Annotated in this window: 21 protein-coding genes; 8 read left to right on the forward strand and 13 right to left on the reverse strand. The window is 73.4% G+C overall.

Annotated elements, in window-relative coordinates; genetic code table 11:
* Positions 1-1,260: an urea ABC transporter substrate-binding protein gene (urtA, locus tag ACXJKF_RS05365; protein ID WP_456786699.1), complete on the reverse strand. Its 1,260-nt coding sequence runs from the start codon at positions 1,258-1,260 to the stop codon at positions 1-3.
* Positions 1,261-1,485: 225 nt separating this feature from the next.
* Here urtA and ACXJKF_RS05370 point away from each other — a divergent pair, with 225 nt between their 5' ends.
* Positions 1,486-2,712 (forward strand): pyridoxal phosphate-dependent aminotransferase, encoded by a 1,227-nt coding sequence (locus tag ACXJKF_RS05370; protein ID WP_456786700.1) that lies wholly within the window; start codon positions 1,486-1,488, stop codon positions 2,710-2,712.
* 225 nt (positions 2,713-2,937) lie between these two features.
* On the opposite strand, the gene groL is transcribed toward ACXJKF_RS05370, so the two are convergent.
* Complete coding sequence (gene groL, locus ACXJKF_RS05375; protein ID WP_456786701.1) at positions 2,938-4,563, reverse strand: chaperonin GroEL; 1,626 nt, start codon at positions 4,561-4,563, stop codon at positions 2,938-2,940.
* A gap of 273 nt (positions 4,564-4,836) precedes the next feature.
* Between groL and ACXJKF_RS05380 the strand changes: the two genes are divergently transcribed.
* Positions 4,837-6,327: a glycoside hydrolase family 15 gene (locus ACXJKF_RS05380; protein WP_456786702.1), complete on the forward strand. Its 1,491-nt coding sequence runs from the start codon at positions 4,837-4,839 to the stop codon at positions 6,325-6,327.
* Between the two features lie 52 nt (positions 6,328-6,379).
* Here ACXJKF_RS05380 and ACXJKF_RS05385 read toward each other — a convergent pair whose 3' ends face one another.
* The 3 genes from ACXJKF_RS05385 to ACXJKF_RS05395 form a co-directional block, all read right to left on the reverse strand.
* On the reverse strand, positions 6,380-6,583 hold the full coding sequence (locus tag ACXJKF_RS05385) for a cold-shock protein (RefSeq protein ID WP_456786703.1): 204 nt from the start codon (positions 6,581-6,583) through the stop codon (positions 6,380-6,382).
* Between the two features lie 101 nt (positions 6,584-6,684).
* Entirely contained in the window at positions 6,685-7,275 is a 591-nt protein-coding gene (locus ACXJKF_RS05390; RefSeq protein ID WP_456786704.1) for a LytR C-terminal domain-containing protein, read from the reverse strand.
* 105 nt (positions 7,276-7,380) lie between these two features.
* Positions 7,381-7,686 carry a DUF3263 domain-containing protein gene (locus ACXJKF_RS05395; protein ID WP_456786705.1) on the reverse strand — a complete coding sequence of 102 codons (306 nt, stop codon included), beginning with the start codon at positions 7,684-7,686 and terminating at the stop codon, positions 7,381-7,383.
* A gap of 182 nt (positions 7,687-7,868) precedes the next feature.
* On the opposite strand from ACXJKF_RS05395, the gene ACXJKF_RS05400 reads away from it, so the two are divergent.
* Together ACXJKF_RS05400 and ACXJKF_RS05405 are read left to right on the forward strand one after the other, a co-directional pair.
* Positions 7,869-8,546 carry a uracil-DNA glycosylase gene (locus tag ACXJKF_RS05400; RefSeq protein WP_456786706.1) on the forward strand — a complete coding sequence of 226 codons (678 nt, stop codon included), beginning with the start codon at positions 7,869-7,871 and terminating at the stop codon, positions 8,544-8,546.
* 15 nt (positions 8,547-8,561) lie between these two features.
* Complete coding sequence (locus tag ACXJKF_RS05405) at positions 8,562-9,371, forward strand: SGNH/GDSL hydrolase family protein (protein WP_456786707.1); 810 nt, start codon at positions 8,562-8,564, stop codon at positions 9,369-9,371.
* 58 nt (positions 9,372-9,429) lie between these two features.
* On the opposite strand, the gene ACXJKF_RS05410 is transcribed toward ACXJKF_RS05405, so the two are convergent.
* From ACXJKF_RS05410 to ACXJKF_RS05425, 4 genes are all read right to left on the reverse strand, one after another.
* Entirely contained in the window at positions 9,430-10,251 is an 822-nt protein-coding gene (locus tag ACXJKF_RS05410; protein WP_456786708.1) for a hypothetical protein, read from the reverse strand.
* On the reverse strand, positions 10,248-10,796 hold the full coding sequence (locus ACXJKF_RS05415) for a S24/S26 family peptidase (protein WP_456786709.1): 549 nt from the start codon (positions 10,794-10,796) through the stop codon (positions 10,248-10,250). Before ACXJKF_RS05415 ends, ACXJKF_RS05410 begins: the two co-directional genes overlap by 4 nt.
* A gap of 43 nt (positions 10,797-10,839) precedes the next feature.
* The gene (locus ACXJKF_RS05420) at positions 10,840-11,250 is read right to left on the reverse strand and encodes a hypothetical protein (RefSeq protein ID WP_456786710.1); all 411 of its coding nucleotides are present in this window, start codon (positions 11,248-11,250) and stop codon (positions 10,840-10,842) included.
* 240 nt (positions 11,251-11,490) lie between these two features.
* Positions 11,491-12,651 carry a sensor histidine kinase gene (locus ACXJKF_RS05425; protein WP_456786711.1) on the reverse strand — a complete coding sequence of 387 codons (1,161 nt, stop codon included), beginning with the start codon at positions 12,649-12,651 and terminating at the stop codon, positions 11,491-11,493.
* 79 nt (positions 12,652-12,730) lie between these two features.
* Here ACXJKF_RS05425 and ACXJKF_RS05430 point away from each other — a divergent pair, with 79 nt between their 5' ends.
* The 4 genes from ACXJKF_RS05430 to ACXJKF_RS05445 all read left to right on the forward strand — a co-directional run bounded on the left by ACXJKF_RS05430 (position 12,731) and on the right by ACXJKF_RS05445 (position 16,713).
* On the forward strand, positions 12,731-13,402 hold the full coding sequence (locus ACXJKF_RS05430) for a response regulator (RefSeq protein ID WP_456786712.1): 672 nt from the start codon (positions 12,731-12,733) through the stop codon (positions 13,400-13,402).
* Between the two features lie 52 nt (positions 13,403-13,454).
* Positions 13,455-14,060 carry a pentapeptide repeat-containing protein gene (locus tag ACXJKF_RS05435; RefSeq protein WP_456786713.1) on the forward strand — a complete coding sequence of 202 codons (606 nt, stop codon included), beginning with the start codon at positions 13,455-13,457 and terminating at the stop codon, positions 14,058-14,060.
* A 65-nt stretch (positions 14,061-14,125) separates the two neighbouring features.
* On the forward strand, positions 14,126-15,043 hold the full coding sequence (locus ACXJKF_RS05440; protein ID WP_456786714.1) for a hypothetical protein: 918 nt from the start codon (positions 14,126-14,128) through the stop codon (positions 15,041-15,043).
* A 50-nt stretch (positions 15,044-15,093) separates the two neighbouring features.
* Complete coding sequence (locus ACXJKF_RS05445; protein ID WP_456786715.1) at positions 15,094-16,713, forward strand: protein kinase domain-containing protein; 1,620 nt, start codon at positions 15,094-15,096, stop codon at positions 16,711-16,713.
* Positions 16,714-16,738: 25 nt separating this feature from the next.
* Here ACXJKF_RS05445 and ACXJKF_RS05450 read toward each other — a convergent pair whose 3' ends face one another.
* The 4 genes from ACXJKF_RS05450 to ACXJKF_RS05465 form a co-directional block, all read right to left on the reverse strand.
* A complete protein-coding gene (locus ACXJKF_RS05450; RefSeq protein WP_456786716.1) occupies positions 16,739-18,631 on the reverse strand; it encodes a hypothetical protein in 1,893 nt (630 codons plus the stop codon).
* Positions 18,632-18,668: 37 nt separating this feature from the next.
* Entirely contained in the window at positions 18,669-19,157 is a 489-nt protein-coding gene (locus ACXJKF_RS05455; protein WP_456786717.1) for a hypothetical protein, read from the reverse strand.
* 168 nt (positions 19,158-19,325) lie between these two features.
* Positions 19,326-21,560 (reverse strand): transglutaminaseTgpA domain-containing protein, encoded by a 2,235-nt coding sequence (locus tag ACXJKF_RS05460; RefSeq protein WP_456786832.1) that lies wholly within the window; start codon positions 21,558-21,560, stop codon positions 19,326-19,328.
* Positions 21,560-22,741 carry a DUF58 domain-containing protein gene (locus ACXJKF_RS05465; RefSeq protein ID WP_456786718.1) on the reverse strand — a complete coding sequence of 394 codons (1,182 nt, stop codon included), beginning with the start codon at positions 22,739-22,741 and terminating at the stop codon, positions 21,560-21,562. The genes ACXJKF_RS05460 and ACXJKF_RS05465 overlap by 1 nt, the downstream gene beginning before the upstream one ends.
* Between the last annotated feature and the right edge of the window lie 5 nt (positions 22,742-22,746).

The following is a 22,746-nucleotide window of genomic DNA, read 5'->3' on the forward strand; positions in this document are numbered from 1 at the left end:
TCAGGACAGGCCCTCGGCCCAGTCGTAGCCCTCGAGGAACGGGTCCGGCTCGATGGGACCGTCCGACGACCACTCGGTGTAGATGAGACCGTCGGGGCCGATCTTCCCGATGAGTGCGGTCTTCGCGATGTGGTGGTTGTCGCCGTTCACGGTGACGGTGCCCTCGGGCGCCTCGAACGTGGTGCCGTCGGCCGCCTCCTGGACCGCCGCGACGTCGAACGACTCGGCCTTCTCGACCATCAGCTTCCACAGGTACAGCGACGTGTACGCGGCCTCCATCGGGTCCGACGTCACGCGGTCGTCGCCGAACTTGGCCTTGAACGCCTCGACGAACGTGGTGTTCTCGGGGCTGTCGACCGTCTGGTAGTAGTTCCAGGCGGTGAGCTGGCCGACGATGTTGTCGATGCCGATGCCACCGACCTCTTCCTCGGCGATGGACACCGAGACGACCGGGAGCGTGTCGGCGGCCAGGCCGACGTTCTTGTACTCCTTGAAGAACGCGACGTTCGAGTCACCGTTGAGGGTGTTGAACACCGCGTCCGCGCCGGAGCCCTTGAGCTTGTTCACGATGGTCGCGAAGTCGGTGTGGCCCAGCGGGGCGTACTCCTCGCCGACGATCTCCACGTCGTTGGCGCCGGCCCAGGCGACGATCTCCTTGTTGGCCGTGCGCGGGAAGACGTAGTCGGAGCCGACCAGGAAGATCTTCGACTTGCCCTGCTCCTTGAGGTAGTCCATGCCGGGCAGGATCTGCTGGTTGGTCGTCGCGCCCGTGTAGAAGATGTTCGGCGACGCCTCCAGGCCCTCGTACTGGACCGGGTAGAACAGCAGGGAGTCCTTGGCCTCGAACACGGGGAGCATGGCCTTGCGCGACGAGGACGTCCAGCCGCCGAACACCGCGGCGACGCAGTCGGACGAGATGAGCTTCTCGGCCTTCTCCGCGAAGACCGTCGGCTCGGAGGCGCCGTCCTCGGCGACGATCTCGAGCTGCTTGCCGAGGACCCCGCCGTCGGCGTTGATCTCCTCGGCGGCCAGGTCGAGGGAGTCCCGGACGGTCTGCTCGGAGATGGCCATCGTGCCGGACAGGGAGTTGAGGAACCCGATCTTGACGGTGTCGCCGGAGGTGTCGACGCAGGACGTCGACGACGCGGTGCCGCCGGCCTCGGGATCGTCGGACGTGCGGGCGCCACAGCCCGCCACCCCGAGGGCGACGGCCAGGGCAGCCGCCGGGAGGGCGAGTGCGCGCGTGCTGAATCTGGTCAACGGAGAGGCCTTTCGCTGAAGAGGAGCTCGGGGGCAGTTCCGGACTCGGGCTGGGGCAGCTCACGACACCGCGCTGTGTCCCGCGCTGTATACATCCCTGTGCCCATGGGTGATGAACCTAGGGACGGGGTGTTTCGGGCAGGGACCGGCCCGCGTAAACGGTCTGTTTCGGGTCGGGCTCAGTTCCGTCACAAGTCGAGTCACAGCGCCGGATACTCTCGACAGATGCCGCTGCACCGTCCGCTGGACCAGTCGTCGAAGCTCAAGAACGTGCTCTACGAGATCCGCGGGTCCGCCCTGGACGAGGTCGTCCGCCTCGAGGCCGAGGGCCACACGATCCTGCGGCTGAACACCGGCAACCCCGCCGCGTTCGGGTTCGAGGCCCCCCACCAGATCGTGCGCGACGTCATCGCGGCCATCCCCCACGCGCACGGGTACACCGACTCGCGCGGCATCCTGTCCGCCCGTCGCGCCGTCGTCACCCGGTACGAGACCGAGCCCGGCTTCCCCGAGATCGACGTCGACGACGTCTACCTGGGCAACGGCGTCTCCGAGCTGATCACGATGGTCATGCAGGCACTCCTCGACGAGGGCGACGAGGTGCTCATCCCGTCGCCGGACTACCCGCTGTGGACCGCCATGACGTCCCTGTCCGACGGCGTCCCCGTGCACTACCGCTGCGACGAGACCGCCAGCTGGGAGCCCGACCTGGAGAACATCCGGTCGCTGGTGACCCCTCGGACCAAGGCGATCGTCGTCATCAACCCGAACAACCCGACCGGCGCGGTCTACTCACGCACCGTCCTGGAGGGGATCGCCGCGATCGCCCGCGAGCACAGCCTCCTGGTGCTCTCCGACGAGATCTACGACCGCATCCTGTTCGACGGCGCCGAGCACATCCCCATGGCGTCCGTCGCGCCGGACCTGCTGTGCCTCACGTTCAACGGCCTGTCCAAGACGTACCGCGTGGCCGGCTACCGCTCCGGCTGGATGGTCGTCACCGGCCCCCGCGAGCACGCGACCGGGTTCCTCGAGGGCATCACCCTGCTGGCGTCCACGCGCCTGTGCCCCAACGTCCCCGCCCAGCACGCCGTCCAGGCCGCCCTCGGCGGGATCCAGAGCATCGAGGCCCTGATCGCCCCCGGCGGCCGGCTGCACGAGCAGCGCGACGTCGCCTACCGCGGCCTGACCTCGATCCCCGGCGTCGACTGCGTCCGGCCCGACGGCGCCCTCTACCTGTTCCCGCGCCTCGACCCGGAGGTGCACGAGATCCGCGACGACGCGCGCCTCGTCTACGACCTGCTCGTCAGCGAGCACATCCTGCTGGTCCAGGGCACCGGCTTCCACTGGCCCACCCCGGACCACCTGCGCATCGTCACGCTCCCGGAGGCCCGCGTCCTGGCCGAGGCGATCGAGCGCATGGGCAACTTCCTGTCCAGCTACCGCCAGTAGCTCCATCGCCCGCCGCCGAGAACGTCATTTCTCCGCGAGAACGGCAGTTCAAAGTGCCGTTCTCGCGGGGAAGTGACGTTTTCGGCGCTGCGGTGTTGGGAGGGGGGTGGGGGAGGTTGAGGGTGGAGAGTGGCGCCTGATGCGGGGTCTGCCGGGACGGCGAACGGGCCGGTCACCCGAAGGTGACCGGCCCGCTCAGTAGCTGCTCAGCGCATCAGCTGCGGATCAGAACCCGCCGCCGAAGTCCTCGCCGCCGCCACCGGCCGGCGCGGGGTTGCGCTCCGGCTTGTCGGCCACGACGGCCTCGGTGGTGAGGAAGAGCGCGGCGATGGACGCCGCGTTCTGCAGCGCGGAACGCGTGACCTTCACCGGGTCGTTGACGCCCGCGGCGAGCAGGTCCTCGTACGTGTTGGTCGCGGCGTTGAGGCCGTGACCCACGGGGAGGTTGCGCACCTTCTCGACGACGACGCCACCCTCGAGACCGGCGTTGATCGCGATCTGCTTGAGCGGGGCCTCGATCGCGAGCTTCACGATCTGCGCACCGGTCGCCTCGTCGCCCTCGAGCTTGAGGCCCTCGAACGCCGTCTTGCCGGCCTGGATGAGCGCCACGCCACCACCGGCGACGATGCCCTCCTCGACGGCCGCCTTCGCGTTGCGAACGGCGTCCTCGATGCGGTGCTTGCGCTCCTTGAGCTCGACCTCGGTGGCCGCGCCCGCCTTGATGACGGCGACGCCACCGGCGAGCTTGGCAAGGCGCTCCTGGAGCTTCTCGCGGTCGTAGTCCGAGTCGGAGTTGTCGATCTCGGCGCGGATCTGCGAGACGCGGCCCTGGATCTGGGCGGCGTCGCCGGAGCCCTCGACGATGGTGGTCTCGTCCTTGGTGACGACGATCTTGCGCGCCGTACCGAGGACCTCGAGGCCCACCGTGTCGAGCTTGAGACCGACGGTCTCGGAGACGACCTGGCCACCGGTGAGGATGGCCATGTCCTGCAGCATCGCCTTGCGGCGGTCGCCGAAGCCGGGAGCCTTGACGGCGACCGACTTGAACAGGCCACGGATCTTGTTGACGACGAGCGTGGCCAGGGCCTCGCCCTCGACGTCCTCGGCGACGATGAACAGCGGCTTGCCGGCCTGGATGACCTTCTCCAGGAGGGGCAGCAGGTCCTTGACGTTCGAGATCTTCGACTCGACGAGCAGGACGTACGCGTCCTCGAGGACGGCCTCCTGACGCTCCGGGTCGGTCACGAAGTACGCCGACAGGAAGCCCTTGTCGAAGCGCATGCCCTCGGTGAGCTCGAGCTCGAGGCCCAGCGCGCTGGACTCCTCGACGGTGATGACGCCTTCCTTGCCGACCTTGTCGAGCGCCTCGGCGATCAGGTCGCCGATCGCCTGGTCGCCGGCGGAGATGGCGGCCGTGGCGGCGATCTCCTCCTTGGTCTCGACGTCCTTCGCCTGCGCGAGCAGGGCAGCGGTGACGGCCTCGACGGCCTTCTCGATGCCCTTCTTCAGCGCGATCGGGTTGGCGCCGGCCGCGACGTTGCGCAGGCCCTCGCGCACGAGCGCCTGGGCGAGCACGGTGGCGGTGGTGGTGCCGTCGCCAGCGACGTCGTCCGTCTTCTTGGCGACCTCCTTGACGAGCTCCGCACCGATCTTCTCGAAGGGGTCCTCGAGGTCGATCTCCTTGGCGAYGGASACGCCGTCSTTGGTGATCGTGGGGGCGCCCCACTTCTTGTCCAGGACGACGTTGCGGCCCTTCGGGCCGAGGGTGACCTTGACGGTGTCGGCGAGGATGTTGAGTCCCCGCTCGATGCCGCGGCGGGCCTCCTCGTTGAAGGCAATGATCTTGGCCATGGGGCTGTGATCCTTCACTGGGTTCGGGTCGGCCGAGGGTGCCCGCGACGGACGAGCACGTCACCCGCGGTCTTGTCCCGCGTGCGACGGCCCTCACCGGACGGCCGTGGTGGTTCTGTCACTCTCCACCGGAGAGTGCTAAGTCCAATGGTTAGCACTCGACCCCCGAGAGTGCAAGCAGCGTTCGCCCAGAGCGCGTCCTGACGGGCCCTTCCCGAGCGTGATCCTCGGCACCCGCGTCCGGCCCGTGCGCGTCGCGACTATCGTGCGCGTGTGCACGATCACGACGAGGACGTCGAGAACCGCGGCAGCCACGCCGCGGTTCCGGTCGTGCACGCGCACCGCCCCCGCCACGCCCGCCGCAGCCGCCGTGCGGGCGCCCTCGCCGCCACCGCGCTCGTCGCCGCCGGGACGGTCCTGCTCGTGACGACCGCACCCACCGGGGCGCTCGCCACCGACGCGACCGCCGAGCCGGTCGTGGTCGACGCGCCGCCGGCCCCCGTCTACGCGACCATCCCGCTGTACCTGGAGGGCCTCACCACGATGCCCGGCGGCCGGCGCGTCCCGCTCGCGGTCGGCACCGACGCGACGTTCCTGGCCGGCACCCACGTCGTCGACCCCGCGGCGTCGACCCTCGCGCGCGTCGTCGCGGGGCCGACGACCGGCGAGCGCGGCGCGACCGTGCGGGCGGCCGCCTMCGTCGCGAGCAAGCAGCGGGCGTGGCTCGCCGACGGCACGGTCCCGGGCGTCGGCGGACCGTACGAGGACATGGCGCGGGCCGCGCTGCTCGACCTGCACGCGCTCCAGCTCCCCGACGGCGCGGCCGTGGCGGCCTGGTCGGAGAAGTGGCGGTACGTGTGGCCGCGGGACGCGTCGTTCGTCGCCGTCGCCCTGGCGCGTACCGGGCACGTCGACGACGCGCTGGAGATCCTCGACTTCCTCGACCGCGTCCAGTCGCCCGACGGGTCGTTCCAGGCCCGGTACCTGCCCGACGGCTCCGGCCCGCCCGACGACCGGGGGGTGCAGACCGACGGCACCGGCTGGGCGCTGTGGGCCTCCGGGCTCGTGCTGGCCGAGGTCGACGACGCCGACGAGCGCGCGGACGCGGCCGAGCGGCTCCTGCCCCTGGTGCAGCGATCCGCCCGGCACGCGATCGCGCTGGTCGCGCGCGACGGTCTGCCGCCGGCGTCACCCGACTACTGGGAGGTGCCCGAGGACGCGCTGACCCTCGGCACGGTCGCCCCGCTGGTCGCCGGGCTGCAGCAGGCCGCCGTCGTCCTGGACCTCGCCGGCGACCACGCGCTGGCGCAGTCGGCGTTCGACGCCTCGATCCGCTCCAAGGTCGCCGTCATCCGCGCGTTCGGCGCCACCGGCTTCGCGCGGTACGCGAGCGGGGGCCACGCGGACGCCGCCAGCGCCTTCCTCATGCCGCCGTTCCTGACCACCGCCGTGCCGGGGGTCGAGGACTCGTGGCGGGCGTCGGCGTCGACGATGGCCCGGCCGGCGAACGGGCTCGCGCCGGGCGCCGGGTGGCGCGACGACGGGGTCTCCTGGACGCCGCAGACCTCGCTCTACGCCTGGGTGGCGGCCGAGAACGGCGACGCCGAGCTCGCCGACGGGTGGCTCGCGTTCCTCGACTCCCATCGCACCCCGTCCGGGTCGCTGCCGGAGAAGGTGCTCGCCGACGGCTCCCCCGCCGCCGTGGCGCCGCTCGGCTGGAGCGCGGCGTGCGTGCTGCTCGCGCTCGACGCGCTCGACTCCTGACGCGCCGACGGGCCGCGCACCGGGGGGTGCACGGCCCGTGCGGACCACGGGGTCAGATGCCGCGGACCTGCTCGGCCTGCGGTCCCTTGGTGCCCTGGCCGACCTCGAACTCGACGTCCTGGCCTTCCTCKAGGGACCGGTAACCGTCCGACTGGATGGCGCTGAAGTGCACGAAGAGGTCCTGGCCTCCCCCGACCGGGGTGATGAAGCCGTACCCCTTCTCCGCGTTGAACCACTTGACGATGCCCTGAGCCATGCGCGCTCCTCGACGTCCGGTGCCGAGCGCTCCGCCGGCGCCCGGTGCGCGAGAGCCTAGTGGCGGCGATCCGGCTCCGACCAGGGCCGATACAGGCGGGATCAGGCGTCGGGATCGGTCACGAGCAGGACGGAGATGCCTGCCTGCGGGTCGGCCTGCAGGACGACCTCGGTCAGGCCGAGGGTCTGGGCGACGAGGTCGGCGGTCGGCCGCAGGTCCTCCGACGTGTAGTACACGGTCGAGGTGTCGGCCGTGGGCTCCGCGTTGCCCGTGGTCACCGCGGTGAACCCGGCGGTGGTGAGCTTCTCCGCCTGCGTCGCGGCGAGGCCTCCGACGCCGGCCGCGTTGAGCACCTCGACGGGAGTGGTCAGCACGGGGGTGGGGGCGGCGGGCTCCTCGGTGGCCGGCGTCTCCGGCTCGGCCGGGGCCTCACCCTCGGTCGCGGTGTCCGACGGGGTGTCCTCCTGCGCCTCGGGCGAGTTCGAGGTGCCCGGCAGCGAGGGGAGGTTGCCGTCGCGCGCCGCGAGGTTCACCAGCGTGAACGCGAGCACGGGCAGGAGGGCCAGGACGACCAGGAACTTCCACCACCTGCTCCACACCGAGCGGGGTGCGCGATGCACCCCGCGGGGGACGTCGGGGTTCGACGGGACGTCGAACTCGTCCTCGGGGTAGGGGTACTCCGCCTTGCTCACGCCGGACAGGCTAACGGCTCAGGTCGTGCGCACGGGTCCACCCGGGGCACGACGTGCGCCGTGTCACGTGCGGGGACGTCCAGCATGACCGCCCACCCGGGACGATCAGGCGTCCCCGAGCCGACGGGCCGTGCGTGCGCGCTGCCGGGAGGAACGCATCCGGCGCAGCCGCTTGATGAGCATCGGGTCGTGCGCGAGGGCCGCCGGGTCGTCGATGAGGGCGTTGAGCACCTGGTAGTACCGGGTGGCCGACATGTCGAACAGCTCACGGATGGCCGACTCCTTGGCGCCCGCGTACTTCCACCACTGCCGCTCGAACGCGAGGACCTGCTCGTCGCGCTCGGAGAGGCCGGCGGAGGAGGAGCCGTGGGGCAGCTCGAGCGATCCGAGAGTGATCGTCGCGGCGTCCATGCGTCCTCCTGTGCTCTCGTGGTGCTTCACGCGTCCGGCCTGGGCGGGGTACCGCCGGCGACCTCGGTCATCGTACGACCGTAATGACACGCATGTCATTCCGCCCGGCGCGTCGTCCCCCGTGTGCCGCGGACGGCCCTCGCCAGGGGCCCGCCCGGCCTCCCTTCGGTACTCTCGCCCGCGTGACCGCCGCGCCCCTGGACCAGCTCGTCGCCGCCGACTGGGCCGTCGCGCTCGCCCCCGTCGAGCCGCAGCTGCGCGCCGCGGGGCGGTTCCTGCGCGACGAGGTGGCGGCCGGGCGCGGCTACCTGCCCGCCGGCGACGCGGTCCTGCGGGCGTTCCGTCGACCGCTGGCCGACGTGCGCGTGCTGGTCGTCGGCCAGGACCCCTATCCCACGCCCGGGCACCCGATGGGGCTGTCGTTCTCGGTGCAGCCCGACGTCCGGCCGCTGCCGAGGTCCCTGACCAACATCTTCACCGAGCTGGTCGCCGACGTCGGCGTCGCACCCCCGCGCAACGGCGACCTGTCCCCGTGGGCCGACCAGGGCGTGATGCTGCTGAACAGGGTGCTGACCGTCCGGCCGGGCGCACCGGCGTCGCACCGTCGGCAGGGGTGGGAGGCCGTGACCGACCGCGCGATCGCGGCCCTCGTCGAGCGGGGTGGACCGCTGGTCGCCGTGCTGTGGGGCCGMGACGCGCAGTCGCTCAAGCCGGCCCTCGGGGACGTGCCGACCGTCGAGAGCGTGCACCCGAGCCCGCTGTCCGCCAGCCGCGGCTTCTTCGGCTCCCGGCCCTTCTCGCGCGTGAACGAGCTCCTCGTGGCGCAGGGGGCGCAGCCGGTCGACTGGTCGCTCACGTGAGCGTCGCGAGGCAGGATGTCCCACGTGCCTGATGAGCTGACCCCCCGCTGGACCCGGTACGTCGCCATCGGCGACTCGTTCACCGAGGGCCTCTGGGACGACCCGGACGGCCGCGAGGCCCCGCAGCGTGGCTGGGCGGACCTGCTGGCCGCGCACCTGTCCGCCCGGCGCAGCGCCGCGGGCGAGCAGCCGCTGGAGTACGCGAACCTGGCGATCCGCGGACGGCTGCTGCGCCCGATCCTCGTCGACCAGGTCCCGGCGGCGCTGACCCTGGGGCCRGACCTGGTGAGCCTCGTCGGCGGCGGCAACGACCTGCTACGGCCGGGCGCCGACGTGGACCGGATGGCGCGCAACCTCGAGGCGGCCGTCGTCCGGCTGCGCGAGGAAGGGGTGGACGTGCTGCTCGGTACGGGTGTCGACGCCGCCGACAGCCCGCTGGTGCGCGCGACCCGCAGCCGCGTCGGGATCTACAACTCGCTCATCTGGTCGATCGCCCGCCGGCACGGCGCCTACGTCGTGGACCTGTGGGGCATGCGCTCCCTGCGCGACTGGCGGATGTGGGCCGAGGACCGCATCCACCTGACCACCGACGGGCACGCCCGCGTGGCGCAGGGCGCTCTGGTCGGCCTCGGCCTGACCCCCGACGACGCCGACTGGGACGACCCGCTCACCCCGCTGCCGCCCACGCCCCGGATGCAGAAGGCCCGCGAGGACGCCGCCTGGGTCCGCGAGCACGTGTACCCGTGGGCGACGCGGCGGCTGCGAGGGAGGTCATCCGGCGACGACCGCGTCCCCAAGCGACCCGAGCTGTCGCCGGTCGAGTAGAACAGCGACGACCGCGTCCCCAAGCGCCCCGAGCTGTCGCCGGTCGAGTGACGGCTGCTCAGGGGCAGTTGAGCAGCATCGTCGTGGGCTGGTTGCTGGCGTACCCGTGCACCTCGAGGTCGCGCGGGTTGCCCGCCGAGACACGGTCGTAGCCGCCCCACGCCGTCGTGCCCTCCACGGTGACGGTCCGCGGGGACGCGCTGCAGCCCGAGGTCCCGACCAGCACGAGGCCGCCCTGCCCGTCGGCCAGCGCCTTCGCGAGGAACGGGAACCCCGGGTCCGAGAGGTTGATCGTGAGCTGCCACCGCACGGGTGAGTTGGAGGTCGAGCTGATGCGGATCGAGCGCAGGAAGTCGGTCGCGGTCGGGTAGCCCCACTCGGTCCCACCGGTGACGGTCGCGTCGCACGTGGAGTTCGGGTTGCCCTGCACCACCGCGCAGGAGAACGCCGGCAGGGTCACCACCGTCGACGTCCACGTCGTCGGCACGCCCCACGTCGCGATGGTCAGTGCGAGGCCGCTCGCCTGCGCGACCGGGTAGGACGGCACGGTGACGGTGGCGGTCGCGCTGCCCGCGGGCAGGGTCACCACGGTGTCCGTCGTCGCGAGCGCGGTGCCCGCGGCGGTGAAGAGCCGCAACGAGGCCTGCTTCCCCCGGCAGGCCGTCGGGATGGCGCTGAGCACGACCTGGGTCGACGCCCCGGCCGAGACCGTGCCCGACGTGGCGGGCAGCGGCCCGTTCGTGCACCGCTCGAGGACGAAGGCACCGAGGTGCCGCGTCGAGAGCGCGAGCTGCGCGGCGGACGCGGGCGAGAGGGAGACGACGGCGAGCAGGGTCAGCAGCACGGCGACCAGCGCGGCCAGGCGGGTGCGGGGCGTCATGGCACGGCCGCCGGGTCCGGCTCGACGTCGGCCGTCGGCTCATCGTGCTCGCGTGCCGGCCAGCACAGGATGCCTGCGGCGACGAGGAGGAGGGACACCCACACGACCGGGCTGAGGAAGAGCGTGCTGAGCGCGCCGGCGCCGCCGACGTGCACCCGCGCGACGCCCACGACCTCGTCACCTCGGGGGGTCCACGGGTCGGTGAAGTCGTTGTTGTCGCCCTGCATCACCCAGCCGTCGTCGGCGGTGCCGCCGATGATCCGGTGGATGATGCGGACACCGCCCATGTCGGCCGGCTGGTAGACGATCACGTCGCCGACCTCGGCCGGGCCGCACCGGGAGATCACGAGGTCGCCGGTCGTGTACGTGCCGTCCATCGAGTGCCCGGACACGATCGTGAGCGTCGTGCAGCCGCCGAGGCTCGACGGCCAGAGGAACCAGGCGCCGACGAGGGCGACGAGGACGACGGCGACCGTCGGGAGCACGCCGACCAGCCGGCGAGAGAGTGTCTCGCCGGCCGGTCGTGCCTGGTCCAGGTCGCTCATGCGTCCACCGGTCCGGCCGCCTGAGGCGGCCGGCGCCGCGGGATCAGCCGGCGATGACGACGGCGAGCTTCGCCACCGCGGAGGCCGGGACGACGGACGGCGCGACGTTGATCGTCGTGGTCAGGGCAGCGGGGGCGGTGAGCTCGGCCCCGATGAGGTTGTCGCCGGTGTCGAGCAGGGAGACCTTGACGGTCTTGCCGACGCAGGTGGCCTCGACGCCCGAGAGGACGACCTGGGTGACCTTGTAGCCGACGGGCGCGGCCGTCGTGTAGCCGGTGGTGTAGGTCGCCGTGATGGGGGCGGTCTGGCAGGGGGCGACGACGGTCGTCGTGGCGCCGAGCGTGCTGCTCGACGCGTTGAGCTGCGCGGCGGCGGCGAGCGAGAGCCCGGCGATGCCGACGACGGCGAGGCCGATCGCGGCGGACTTGCGGGTGGTGGAACGCTTCGAGGCCATGAGATCTCCTGGTGAGGACGAGGTGCGGGCCGGCGGCTGACCCGCTGTGCCCGGGCGGACTCCGTCGCCGAGGAGTGGCGGGGTCCGTGCTGAGGTGACGCTAGGTGGCATCGGCACGACCCCCGGAGGGGCCCGGGGTGGTGGCACCCAGCGCGCCCGGGATGCCGGGTTCTTTCACCCCGCACATAGGCGGCACATCCGTCAAGTCGGACAGTCGTCCAACTCGTGACTCCAGTCGCTCTAGACCAGACCTGCGCCCAGCGGCAGCCACGCCTCGAGATGTGCGCCCTTCTCGGGGCCGGGCGTCAGCGACAGCCGGCCCCCCACCAGGGAGAGCCGGGTGTCCAGCCGCGCGGTGCCCGACGGCACGCCGGCGGACGCCGGGACGTACAGGTCGCCGTCGTTGCGCACGCTCACGTGCAGGACGTCGTCCACCACGTCGAGCAGCACGGCGATCGACGTCGCCGGCCCGTGCTTGAGCGCGTTCGACACGGCCTCCTCGACCACGCGCACCGCGAGCAGCCGCTCGCTGACCGTCAGGCGCGAGCAGGTGGGGTCGTCGAACGACCGGACCGCGTCGCTGACCGTCAGCCGGGTCGCGATGCTGGCGGGCAGGCGGCCCAGCAGGGCACGCAGCGCCGGGACCAGGCCCAGCTCGAGGCGGTCGGGGTACAGCAGCCGGCTCATCTGGCGCACGTCGATGTCCCGGGCCTCGTCCAGCTCCTTGCGCACCCAGGCCAGGGAGTCGGCGGCGTCCAGGCGGTCGGCGCGGGCGAGCACCTCGCCCAGCCGGGCGTCGACCAGGATCAGCTTCGACTGCAGCGTGCCGTGCAGCCCCTCGGCCACCGCCCGGCGCACCCGGATCTCCTCCTGCTCGAGCGCCTTGACCGCGAGCTCCACGTGGACGGCGTCCCSGGTCGCGGCACGGGTCCGGGCGCGGGACATCTGCCGGGTGGTCAGCGCCCACATCCCGATCCCGGCCGAGATGACGCCGAGCAGGAACCCGCTGAGCACCTCGGCGTCGCGCGTCGACTCGGTCGGGACCTCGTAGACCCCGAAGGCGAGCTGGGCCAGGTAGCGGGCGATGCCTGCGACGGCCGCAGCACCGACGACGGTGAGGATCCTCAGCCACCAGCGGCGCGCCCGGTGGGCCTGGACGGCCGCGAGGACCGCGATCAGCACCACGACCGCGGTCGCGTTCGCCGCCAGCCGGGACCCGAGCGACACCGACTCCCACGCCGGGACGAGGTTCGCGTAGACGTAGGTGGACTGGAGCGCTGCGCCGACGCCGTAGCCGAGCGCGATGATCGCCGACCCGCGCAGGAGCACGATCCGGTCCTGCCGGTCGTCGTGCCGCCGCTCTGCGACGACGGCGGCGGAGTCGGTCGACGACGAAGCCACCGTGCCCCCTCCGTCGCGTTCGTGTGATGTTCCGCGCGTACCCGCGCACCGGAACCGGCCGCAGACGATACTGGCAACGATGACTGTTCCTACCACCGGCCCCCTCCGCGTCGCGATCGTCGAGGACCAGCCGCTCTTCCGCTCGATGCTCGAGCACACGCTGTCCGGCACCACCGGCCTGCAGGTCGTGGCTGCCGTCGGCACCGCCACGGAGGCCGCACGCGTGCTGCGTCCCGGGTCCGTCGACTGCGTGGTCCTGGACATCGACCTCCCCGACGGCAACGGCATCGCCCTCGGTGTCACGCTGCGCCGCACGACCCCCACCCTCGGCATCCTGCTGCTGTCCGCCCACGACGCGATGGACCTCCTGCTGGACCTGCCCGCGGACGTCGCGGCCGGCTGGGGCTACCTGTCCAAGACCTCGTCGACGAGCGAAGAGGTGCTGGTCAACGCGGTGCGCGCCGCCGCGGTCGGCGAGACGGTGCTCGACCCGGCGCTCCTGGCACGGATGACGCCCCGCGCCGGTTCCGACGTCGCGCGGCTCACCGACCGCCAGTACGAGGTGCTCCGCCTGCTGGCCGCGGGGCTGTCGAACGCGGGCATCGGCGACCGGCTGGGCATCACCGAGAAGTCTGTGCAGAACCACGTCAACGGCATGTACGCGACGCTCGGGATCGACGCCGACCCCCAGCGCAACCCGCGCGTCAGCGCGGCCCTCCGGCTGCTCGAGGAGACCGGCCCGGCCGCGTGACCGGTCCCGCCAGATTCACCCGGCCGTCGGCGGCGTCCTCCATGATCGACGCATGACTCCCCCGACCCCGCCGACCACCACGACCGTCCGCGGGGAGGACTGGTACGCCCGGGACCTGTCCGGCCAGGAGTTCCGCAACGTCGAGCTCGTCGACCTCGACCTCACCGAGACGTTCGGGGTCGGGGCCGTGTTCGAGGAGTGCGTGTTCCGGCACGCGAAGCTCAACGCCTCCGTGCACACCGACGCCGCGTTCATCAACTGCACGTTCACGCGGTCCACGTTCTTCGACGTGCGGTTCGAGCGGTGCAAGCTGATCGGCTCCCGGTTCGAGGACTGCACCTGGGACATCGCCAAGGTCGAGGGCGGCAACTGGTCGTTCGTCTCGATGACCAAGGCGGACCTGCAGTCCGCGTCGTTCACCGGCGTGCGCCTGCGCGAGGCCGACCTGACCGGCCTGCGGGCGGCGGGCGGGACCCTGCGCGACTGCGACCTGGCCGGCGCCTGGCTGGACCGCGCCGACCTGACCGGCTGCGACCTGCGCGGCAGCGACCTCACGGGCATCGACCCGACGACCGTGACGCTCGACCGGGCGATCATCACGCTCCCGCAGGCCGTGACGATCATCGAGGCGATGGGCCTGGACCTGCGCGTGGACTGACGTGCCGGAACCTTCCACCCCGGCGCGGCTCGACGCGTCGTGCGGCGCTCCGGGAGGCTCGGCGCATGACCACCCAGGTGCACGGTGCCGACACCGACGCGCTGCGGGCGCAGGCAGTCGCCCTGCACGACGCAGCCGAGACGCTGACCGCGTGCGCGCAGCGGACCGGACAGACCCTCGACGCGATCGCGTGGCGCGGCGCGGACGCGGACCGCACCCGCGAGCAGTGGCGCACGGAGCACGCGCGGTCGCTGCTCGCCAGCTCGGCCGCCATGAACGACGCGGCCGGCCGGCTGCTCGACGAGGCCGAGGCGCAGGACCGCGCGAGCGGCGTGGCCGGCACGGCTCCGGCGGGTCAGACCTGGGCGGACGTGCGTGCGGCGGTCGACCGCGGGCACGACGTCGCCGTCGAGCTGCTCGGGCGGGTAGGGCTGGTGAGCGCCGTCGCGGACGGGGTGGCGATGGCCGGTGCCGCGCAGCGGTGGACCAACGTCACGACCGGCGCGCCCTACCGGGTGCTCGACCAGGCGTTCGGCATCGTCCAGAACGCGCAGATCGGCCCCGTCGTCGGCGGCGCGCTGAAGGGCGCGGCCGCGCTCGGCGTCGCCTCGAACGTGTACGGGGTGTACCGCGCCCACACGACGGGCGACCTGCACGGGACGGTCGACAACGCCGTCGGCGCGGTGTTCGGTGCCGGCAGCTTCGTCCCCGGTMTCGGCCTCGCGAGCACCGCGCTCGGTGCGTCCTGGCAGGCCGGGACCGCGGTGGGCACGGMCGCGAGCACGGCGATGCAGGGCACCGCGTTCGGCGACCGCTTCGCCGCGCGGATGGACACCGCGTTCGAGCTGGGCGGTGCGTGGGGCATGCTCAACACCCCGGGCGCGCTGCTGGTGACCGCAGGTGAAGAGGCCGGCCTCGCGGCGCAGGGGCTCTGGGACGGTGTCACCGGAAAGGGCACAGGCTCCGTCGGCCCGCCCCAGTAGTCTCGCTCGCGGGCGCGCGGACGTGCCCGCCGCCAGGGGGACAGGGAGCGATGGACGACGACGAGCTGTGGGCGCCCGCTCCGACCCGGCCGACCCCTCGCTCCGCCGACCCCGCCGTCGACCTCGGCCTGCCCGGCTACACCGATCTGCGCGAGGTCGCCCGGGGCGGCGACAGCGTCGTGTACCGCGCGCGGCAGGCCGCGCTCCACCGGGACGTCGCCATCAAGGTGCTGCTCGAGACCGACCAGGCGACCGTCGCCAGGTTCGCCCGCGAGCTCGAGCTGACCGTGCGCCTCGGCCGCCAGCACCCGCACATCGTCACGGTGCTCGACACGGGCACCACCGCCCAGGGCCATCCGTGCCTCGTCATGGACTTCCACGACCTCGGGTCGCTGCACGACCGGCTGCGCGGGCACGGTCCGCTGCCCGTCGCCGAGGTGGTCGCCGCGGGGACGGACGTCGCCGACGCGCTCGCGTTCGCGCACGCGCAGGGCGTGCTGCACCGGGACGTCAAGCCGCAGAACGTCCTGCTGCTGCCCACGTCGTACGTGCTGACGGACTTCGGCATCGCCCGCATGGCCGACGCCGGGCACACCGCGTCGCTCGAGCGGTTCAGCTATCGGCACGCGTCCCCGCAGGTGCTCGACGGGCTCGAGCCCGTCGCCGCCGACGACGTCTGGTCCCTCGGCTCGACGCTGCACACCCTGCTCGACGGCCGCGCGCCGTTCGCCTCGCCCGACCCGGCCGACGACACCGCGCTCGGGTACCTGCGCAGGGTCCGGACGGGCGAGCGCCGGCCGCTCGACCGTGCCGACGTCCCCGACGGCCTGCGCACGATCCTCGACCGGTGCCTCGCCCCGGCGCGCGAGGACCGCTACCCGTCCGCCGACGAGGTGCACGACGCGCTCGTCGGACTGCCCACCGAGACGCGGTCGTGGACCCCCGGGCGCGTCACGACGACGCCGGAACCGCTCGCGAAGTCCCCCGTCCMCGCCCCGCTGCCTCGCATCGAGCTGCCGCCCGTCCAGCCGGAGGACGACCACGTGCTCGCCCCCTCGGCGCTGGCCCTGCTGGCTCCCCCACMTGCCCTGCCCGAACACGACGACGAGGCGACCGGCCTGCACCCCGAGGCCGGCCGAGCGACGCGCCCCACGGACGAKCCCGACGTCGACGGCGGACGCGGCCGGTGGGTACGCGTCGTCGGGTTCGTCGGCGGGGCGGTGCTCCTCGGCAGCGCGCTCGGCGGGGGTGCCACGCTCTGGGCGTCGAGCCGCACGCCGGCGACGACGGCGACCTCGCCGAGCCCGCAGCCGACCGCCGCCGGCGTCCCGACGGCCGATGCTCCGACGGCGACGACGAGCGACCCCGGGGCGGATCCCGCGACCTTCGACCCGGCGATCGCGCCGACGGACGTCGTCGCGGTCGACCAGGGCACGAGCCTCGACGTCAGCTGGACGGACCCGACCGGTGGCACCGTGCAGTTCGTGATCGTGGACCCGTACGCCCCCGGTCAGCCGCGAGCGCTCGCACAGGTCGCCGCCGGGATCACTCAGCACACCGTCGAGGGCGTCGACCCGGGGGCCGTGGCGATCTGCGTCCAGGTGCTCGCGATCGCCGTGGACAACATCGAGCACCGCGGCGTCTCCCCCGAGGCGTGCGTGCAGCGCTAGGAGCTCTCCTCATCCCTGGTCGTCGTTACGGCCCGAGGAAGCGCTTCGCGAGCTTCGGTCGCACGAGGTCCCACGAGCCGGGGCCGAGGAGTGTGCGGAGGGCGAGAGCTGTCGTCGTTCGTATCGCGCGCACCTGAACGTCGAACGGGTGCTTGAGCTCGTACCACGAGCTCGCGCCGAAGGCCKTCAGAGTGAGGCCGATCACCACCTGGGGCGCCGCTGCGAGCAGTCTTTGAAGGGGCGTCCCGCCCGCGACCGCCGCCACGACCACGGCACCTAGCAGCACCGGAACCACTCTGTTCCACCCAGCAACCCGCACTGCTTCGACGCCGAAGCAGGCGGTGATCAGCACGGCCGCGGCCATCAGAGCGGGATCGGGCGCGGTATCCAGGGACAGACCGACCGAAGCCGCGAGAGTCACCGCCAGGACGTACGCCGCGGCCCAGGGCGCTCTCAGTCGAGCTCGACCACCCGTCACCCGCCACAACTGAGGATTCGGCACCTCCGGGGCCACCATCCCGGGACGCGTGCTCGACGGGGCGTCGGTGAACCACGTCGCGAGAAGGGCGATGTGCGGACCCGCGTCGACGGCAGTCGGGCCCACCGTCGATGCGGGCCCTGGAGTTCCCGGCCGGATCCGCGACGTCGCTTCGAGGGTCCAGGTCTGGGTGACGAACTGGATCCCGAAGCACCACAGCGCCAGCGCCAGTCCGGCAAGCAGCCACGGGCTGCGCTCTCCCGCGAGGAGAGCGCCTGCGACTCCCCGCACCGCGTATCCCACGCCGACCACCAGCCAGAGGCAGCGCCCGTGCCATCCGTCCAGTCCCGAGTCCAGCTCGCGAGTCCGTAGCCGTTCGTAGAGCCAGCCGGAGGCGCCCACGACCACCAGCAGAATCAGCACCGGCCACAACAGTGTGGGGACCGCCAATCCCACGAGAACCGCCGCAATCACGCGCGCAAGGGCCACCGTGCCGCTGACCAGGAAGCGTCGCCCCGCCACAATGGGCGGCCCAGGCAGACGCCGTCGGTTCGCCTTATCGGGGTGCGCCTGGTCCTCGGCGAACCCACGGATGTCGTTGAGCTGGTAGCGGGCGGAGTAGATGAGGTACTCGAGCGTCACCCAGAGCAGTGCGGCTTCCGCAAGGGTGGTGGACGACCCGTCCTGGCTGCCGCTCAGGTAGAACAGGAAGAAGGCGACAGGCAAGAACACCCACTTGATGAGGTCCTGCGGGCGTGGCAGCAGCAGGTATCCCAGCATCGAGCGCTCACCCGGGGCACGCCCGTCGCCGTGCCAGTCGGTGCTGTCCGGTGCTGCGAGGCGGCKTTCGAGGAGCGCCTCGAAGCGCCGCCGACCGCCGACCGTGACGCGCGCCGTCTGCACGACAAGCACGGCGACGCAGGTCGCGTAGAACACTGCCGCCCCCACCAGGAGGCCTCCGTCCAGGGCGGACACGAAGGACGCGCAGGCGACGCCGAACAGGATGACGATACCGGCGAAGATCACGGCGATCGTCGCGCGGTAGATCAACGGACCTCGACGGAGGCTGACCTCGTCGGCGGTGAGCTCGAACAAAACGGGAACGTGCAGGCCGTCGAGCTTGCCCACCCTCACAGACATGCGTCGGCGCACCTCACGCTCCAACGAGCGGATGTAGTAGGTGCGGATGCTCGCCGCGACCCCTTGCATGAGCAGGTACGCCCACAGCATCAGGGGCAACAGCGGCAACGCTGCCAGCAGGATGTCAGGCACTCGCCGCGCCTCACCGTCGGCCCCCTGCTGAGGCCCACCCTCGACCAGCTCGGGACCGACGAAGACCAGCACCGCACCCAGGACAGCGACCACGACGGCAGTCAGCTGCGCCTGCGCCTCGATGAACACCCGCTCGTCGTCACGTGCCGACTCCAGGTCGGCCAGCAAGACCTGGACCTCCGCCGGGAGCTCCGACGAGCCGCGGTCACGCACGACGGGCCGACGAACCGTCCCAGGTTCGCCACCACCAGACGAGGGGCGCACCCGCGAACGCCTGGACTGTCGGCCACCATGGGCGACCGGGCGCTCCGCGGAGATGGACGAAGCACGCACCGAGGCGTGCCGCCAGCAACCCATCAGTCAGGGCGGTGTCACCGACGACGACGTCGACCCGGCGGGGTAGGAGCCCTCGACGCGTCCAAGGCTTGTGTGCGCGGGTGACGTAGCGCCACGGGACCGTCGCGTCCGCAGCAGTGGTGTGCCGACCATTGGTGGCGAACGTGACCTCGACCGGGCCGCGGGCCTGCAGCTCGCGATACACCCACGTGATCCGGTCGGTCCCGACCGCACCCAGCGCTCCCCAGGGTCGGACGAGCGGCTCGATGTCGACGACCGCTCCTCGCGGGAGGAGCCCGGCGGCGACCGCGATGGCACTCTCGGCGTCGGGAGCCGAGAAGTAGCGTCGAGTCGTCACGCGATGATCATGTCGGCGCTGGCCAACGGCCACAAGAGCCGTTCCAGGGGCCTCGCAGCGAGGCGTCGACGGGCAGCTGGCGGCCTCGCCGACCCACACCACCTCGACGAGAGTCGGCCCGGGTGCCGGCCGTGCGGGCGTGGTTTGCGGGACGATCGCCAGGTGCGGTCAGCGACGCGTCCGGCGCACGTGCCACGGTGCCGGGCCCACCCACCACACGGCCCGCCGTCGCCACGGCACACCGGCGCGCAGCCCGCGCTCCACGTCGAGCGCCGCCTGCCACGCCGAACGGTCCGCCCGTGCGACGAGCACACCCCCGCCGAACGCCTCCTCCTGCGCGGAGTCGGCGAGCGGGCGTGCCGGGACCCCCGCGAGGTTCTCGATCCGAGCCGCGAGAAGATCCACGGTGTCGGCGGCGTCAGCACGACCCACCCGCAGCGCGAGCGCCTCGGCGGCGTGCTGCCAGGCGCCGACCGCGCCGGAGCCGCGCAGCCGGCGGCGGTGGACCAGCCGGGCGAGCACGGTCACGGTGAGCACCAGGACCGACCCGACCAGGAGCATCGTCGTCACGGCGAGCCCGACGAGGCCCCACGGGACCTGCCAGGTCACGCCGTCGTCCTCGTCCTGCGCGCCGGGACCCGTCCCGGCCCCGAGCGCGTCCGACCCGACGGGGTCCGTCGGCACCTCCTGCACCGGCGCCGGCGCGACCTCGCGCGCGGGTGCGACGAGCCCGGTCACGCTCGCCGCGTCGGGCGCTGGGTCGAACCGCACCCAGCCGGTGCCGGCGAGGTACACCTCGGCCCACGCGCGCACGTCCTGGCCGTGCACGTCGCGCAGCGCACCGCCCGCGGCTGCGCCCCCGGGCACGCGGAACCCCACCACCACGCGCGACGGGAGGCCCACGGCGCGGGCGAGGACGGCGAACGACCCCGCGAACTGCTCGGTCGTGCCCACCTGCCCGCCGGCCGTCGCGTCGGCGAACAGGAACTCCTGCAGCCGCGCGTAGGACGACCCGCTCACGGCGTCGACGGCGAGCGTCCGCTCGCCACGGACGACCTCGGCCAGGCGGTTCGCCTGGTCCAGGCGCGAGGGTGCGCCGGCGACGGCGTCCTGCGCGAGAACCCGCAGGTCCGCAGGTACCCGGTCGACCTGCAGGTAGCGGGCGACCTCCGGACCACCGGGCACGCCGGCGCGGGCGGCGCGGGTGGCCTCCGGCAGGTCCACCGTCCCGCTGACCCGGTAGGCCAGACCGGCGGGGAGGCGCCCGTCGGAGGTGGCGGGAGCGGCGAGCACCCCGGTGTCGACGTCCAGCAGCGCACCCCGCACGGTCGTCGCGCCGGTGTCCCCGACGGACGGCAGCCACGTCCCGGGCGACCCCGACGGCCCGGCCAGCCCGACCAGCTGCACCTCGACGTCCACCCGGCCGCGCACGACGCCGGGCGCGAGGGACGGCTCGACGACCGTGCCGAGCTCGCGCAGCTCGAGGTCCGCGGACCAGCCGGCGCCGTCGAAGTCGGGCAGCGCGACCCAGCTCAGGTAGCCGGGGTGGGTGCCGCCGACGCGCAGGACCRTCGCGTCGGCGTCGGACTGCCAGCGGGAGACCTCCGCGAGCGGGTGCACCGCGTCGACCGGGACCTGCGGCGGTGTGACGAGCGTGCGCGGCTCGAACGCGGCACCGGTGACCGCGGCGGCGCTGGCCAGTCCCGCCGTCGAGACGAGCGCCACGAGGACCAGACCGGTCACCCCGCTCGCCCGCCACCGGGCGCGCTGGGCAGGCGCCGCGCGCCCGAGCACGGGCCGGCCACGTTCGGGCACGAGGGCGTCGCCGTCGAGCAGGAGCCAGCCCGCGACGGTCAGCGCGACCAGGCCGACCCCCACCGGGCCACGGTCCGCGGTGCCGGCGGTCAGCAGCAGAGCCGCGCCGTAGAGCACGGCGGCCCCGACGAGGGGTGCGACCCGGGCGGGTGCCCGCCGGCCGAGGGCCAGGGCGACCCCGAGCGTGACGATCGTCGCGAGCAGGACCACCGGCAGCACCAGGGCCGGCGACGCGGGCCGCGGCGCGGTGAGCAGCTGGGCGACCGTGTCGACGACCGGCCCGAGGAGCTGCCCGGCGCCCGTCGTGGCGCGCCAGGACTCCGCGTCGACCGTCGGCGGTGCTGCCGTCGTGCGCGCCGTCGACGTCGCGGCGACGAGCGCGCACGCCACGACGGCGACGGCGGCAGCCGTCTCCGGGATGCGCCAGCGCCGCGCGAGGGCCAGCACGGCGAGGACGACGACCACGGCTCCGCCGACGGGGAGAAGCACGACCGGGGAGGTGAAGGCCGCGGCGAGCGGCACGCTGGCGACGAGCAGCAGCGACGCGGACCACAGCGTCAGGGGCAGGCCGGGTGCGGGTCGGGACATCACGCGCTCACCAGGTCCCAGCCGCGCAGCAGGTCCTCCGCACGGGGTCCCCGCACGACGGTCGCGGCATCGGCGGCACCGAGCACCCGGTCCGGCGCGGGGTCCACGACGAGCACGACGACCGTCGCCGCCCCCTGCCCCGCGAGCAGCAGCGGCGCGACGGTCGCGTGCGGGCCGGTCACGACCGCGAGCACGTCGACGGCCGTCGGGCCGTGCGCGGGCAGCGACACGGCACCGGTGGGCGGCGCGCCCGCCTCCCCGGTCGTGCCGACGAACGTCAGCGTGTCGAGCGACCGGCCGGCCGCCCAGCTCGGGCCGTCGCCGCCGGGCAGCCCGGCGGGGACGTCGAGATCCACCGACCCCGACACGGTGGCGCAGCGCACGGGAACACCCGCGTCGGCACAGGCCCGCACGAGCGACGCGGCCACGTCGACCGCCTCCTCGAAGCCGTCGTCCGCGGGGCCGCCGAGGTACGCCGCGGCCCGGTCGTCGAGCAGGACGGTCAGGTGCGGCTCCGCCGGGTCGGCGTCGTCGCGCACCATCGGGACGCCCGCCCGGGCGCTGCCGGCCCAGTGCACGCGGCGCAAGTCGTCACCCGAGACGTACTCGCGCAGTCCCACCAGGTCGGTGCCGCCCCGCTCGACGCGCCCGAACCCGCCGACGTGCCCGCGCCGGCGGCCCAGCGGCGGCCCGTCGACCGGGAGCACGCGTGGGGTGACGTGCAGGGTCGACGACCTGCCCAGGAGGTCCCGGGAGCGCACGAGGTCCGCGGGCGCGCGCCGCTCGAGCACGAACGGGCCGACGGTGACCAGCCCGCGCCGGTCGGTCGGCACGGACACCTCGACGTCGCCGGACTCCCCGGGCGCCAGCCGCCGCGGCACCAGGACGACGTCCCGTCCCCCGACGCGCTCGACGCCCGCGACCACGAGGGGCATCCACCGGGACGCGTTCCGCAGCCCGACGTGCGCGACGGCACGCGACCGCCGCGGCGTGCTCGTCTCCAGGAGCCGGTGCGTGACGTCGAGCGGGGCCGGGGCCAGCAGCGCGACCGTCGCGGCGCCGACGAGCCCGATCGCCGCGACACCGAGCGCCACCAGCCCCGGGTACCCGGCGAGCAGCCCCAGCCCGAGCGCGACCAGCCCGACGAGCGCCAGCCCGGCGCCGCGGGGCGTCGGGCGCAACCTCC

Source organism: Cellulomonas sp. P5_C5, from assembly GCF_054049655.1.

Bases quoted from the DNA above. Each gene is read 5' to 3' on its own strand.
- ACXJKF_RS05420 (WP_456786710.1), bottom strand. From the start codon at position 11,250: ATGGCCTCGAAGCGTTCCACCACCCGCAAGTCCGCCGCGATCGGCCTC.
- ACXJKF_RS05410 (WP_456786708.1), bottom strand. From the start codon at position 10,251: ATGACGCCCCGCACCCGCCTGGCCGCGCTGGTCGCCGTGCTGCTGACC.
- ACXJKF_RS05430 (WP_456786712.1), top strand. From the start codon at position 12,731: ATGACTGTTCCTACCACCGGCCCCCTCCGCGTCGCGATCGTCGAGGAC.
- ACXJKF_RS05395 (WP_456786705.1), bottom strand. From the start codon at position 7,686: ATGGACGCCGCGACGATCACTCTCGGATCGCTCGAGCTGCCCCACGGC.
- ACXJKF_RS05435 (WP_456786713.1), top strand. From the start codon at position 13,455: ATGACTCCCCCGACCCCGCCGACCACCACGACCGTCCGCGGGGAGGAC.
- ACXJKF_RS05370 (WP_456786700.1), top strand. From the start codon at position 1,486: ATGCCGCTGCACCGTCCGCTGGACCAGTCGTCGAAGCTCAAGAACGTG.
- ACXJKF_RS05415 (WP_456786709.1), bottom strand. From the start codon at position 10,796: ATGAGCGACCTGGACCAGGCACGACCGGCCGGCGAGACACTCTCTCGC.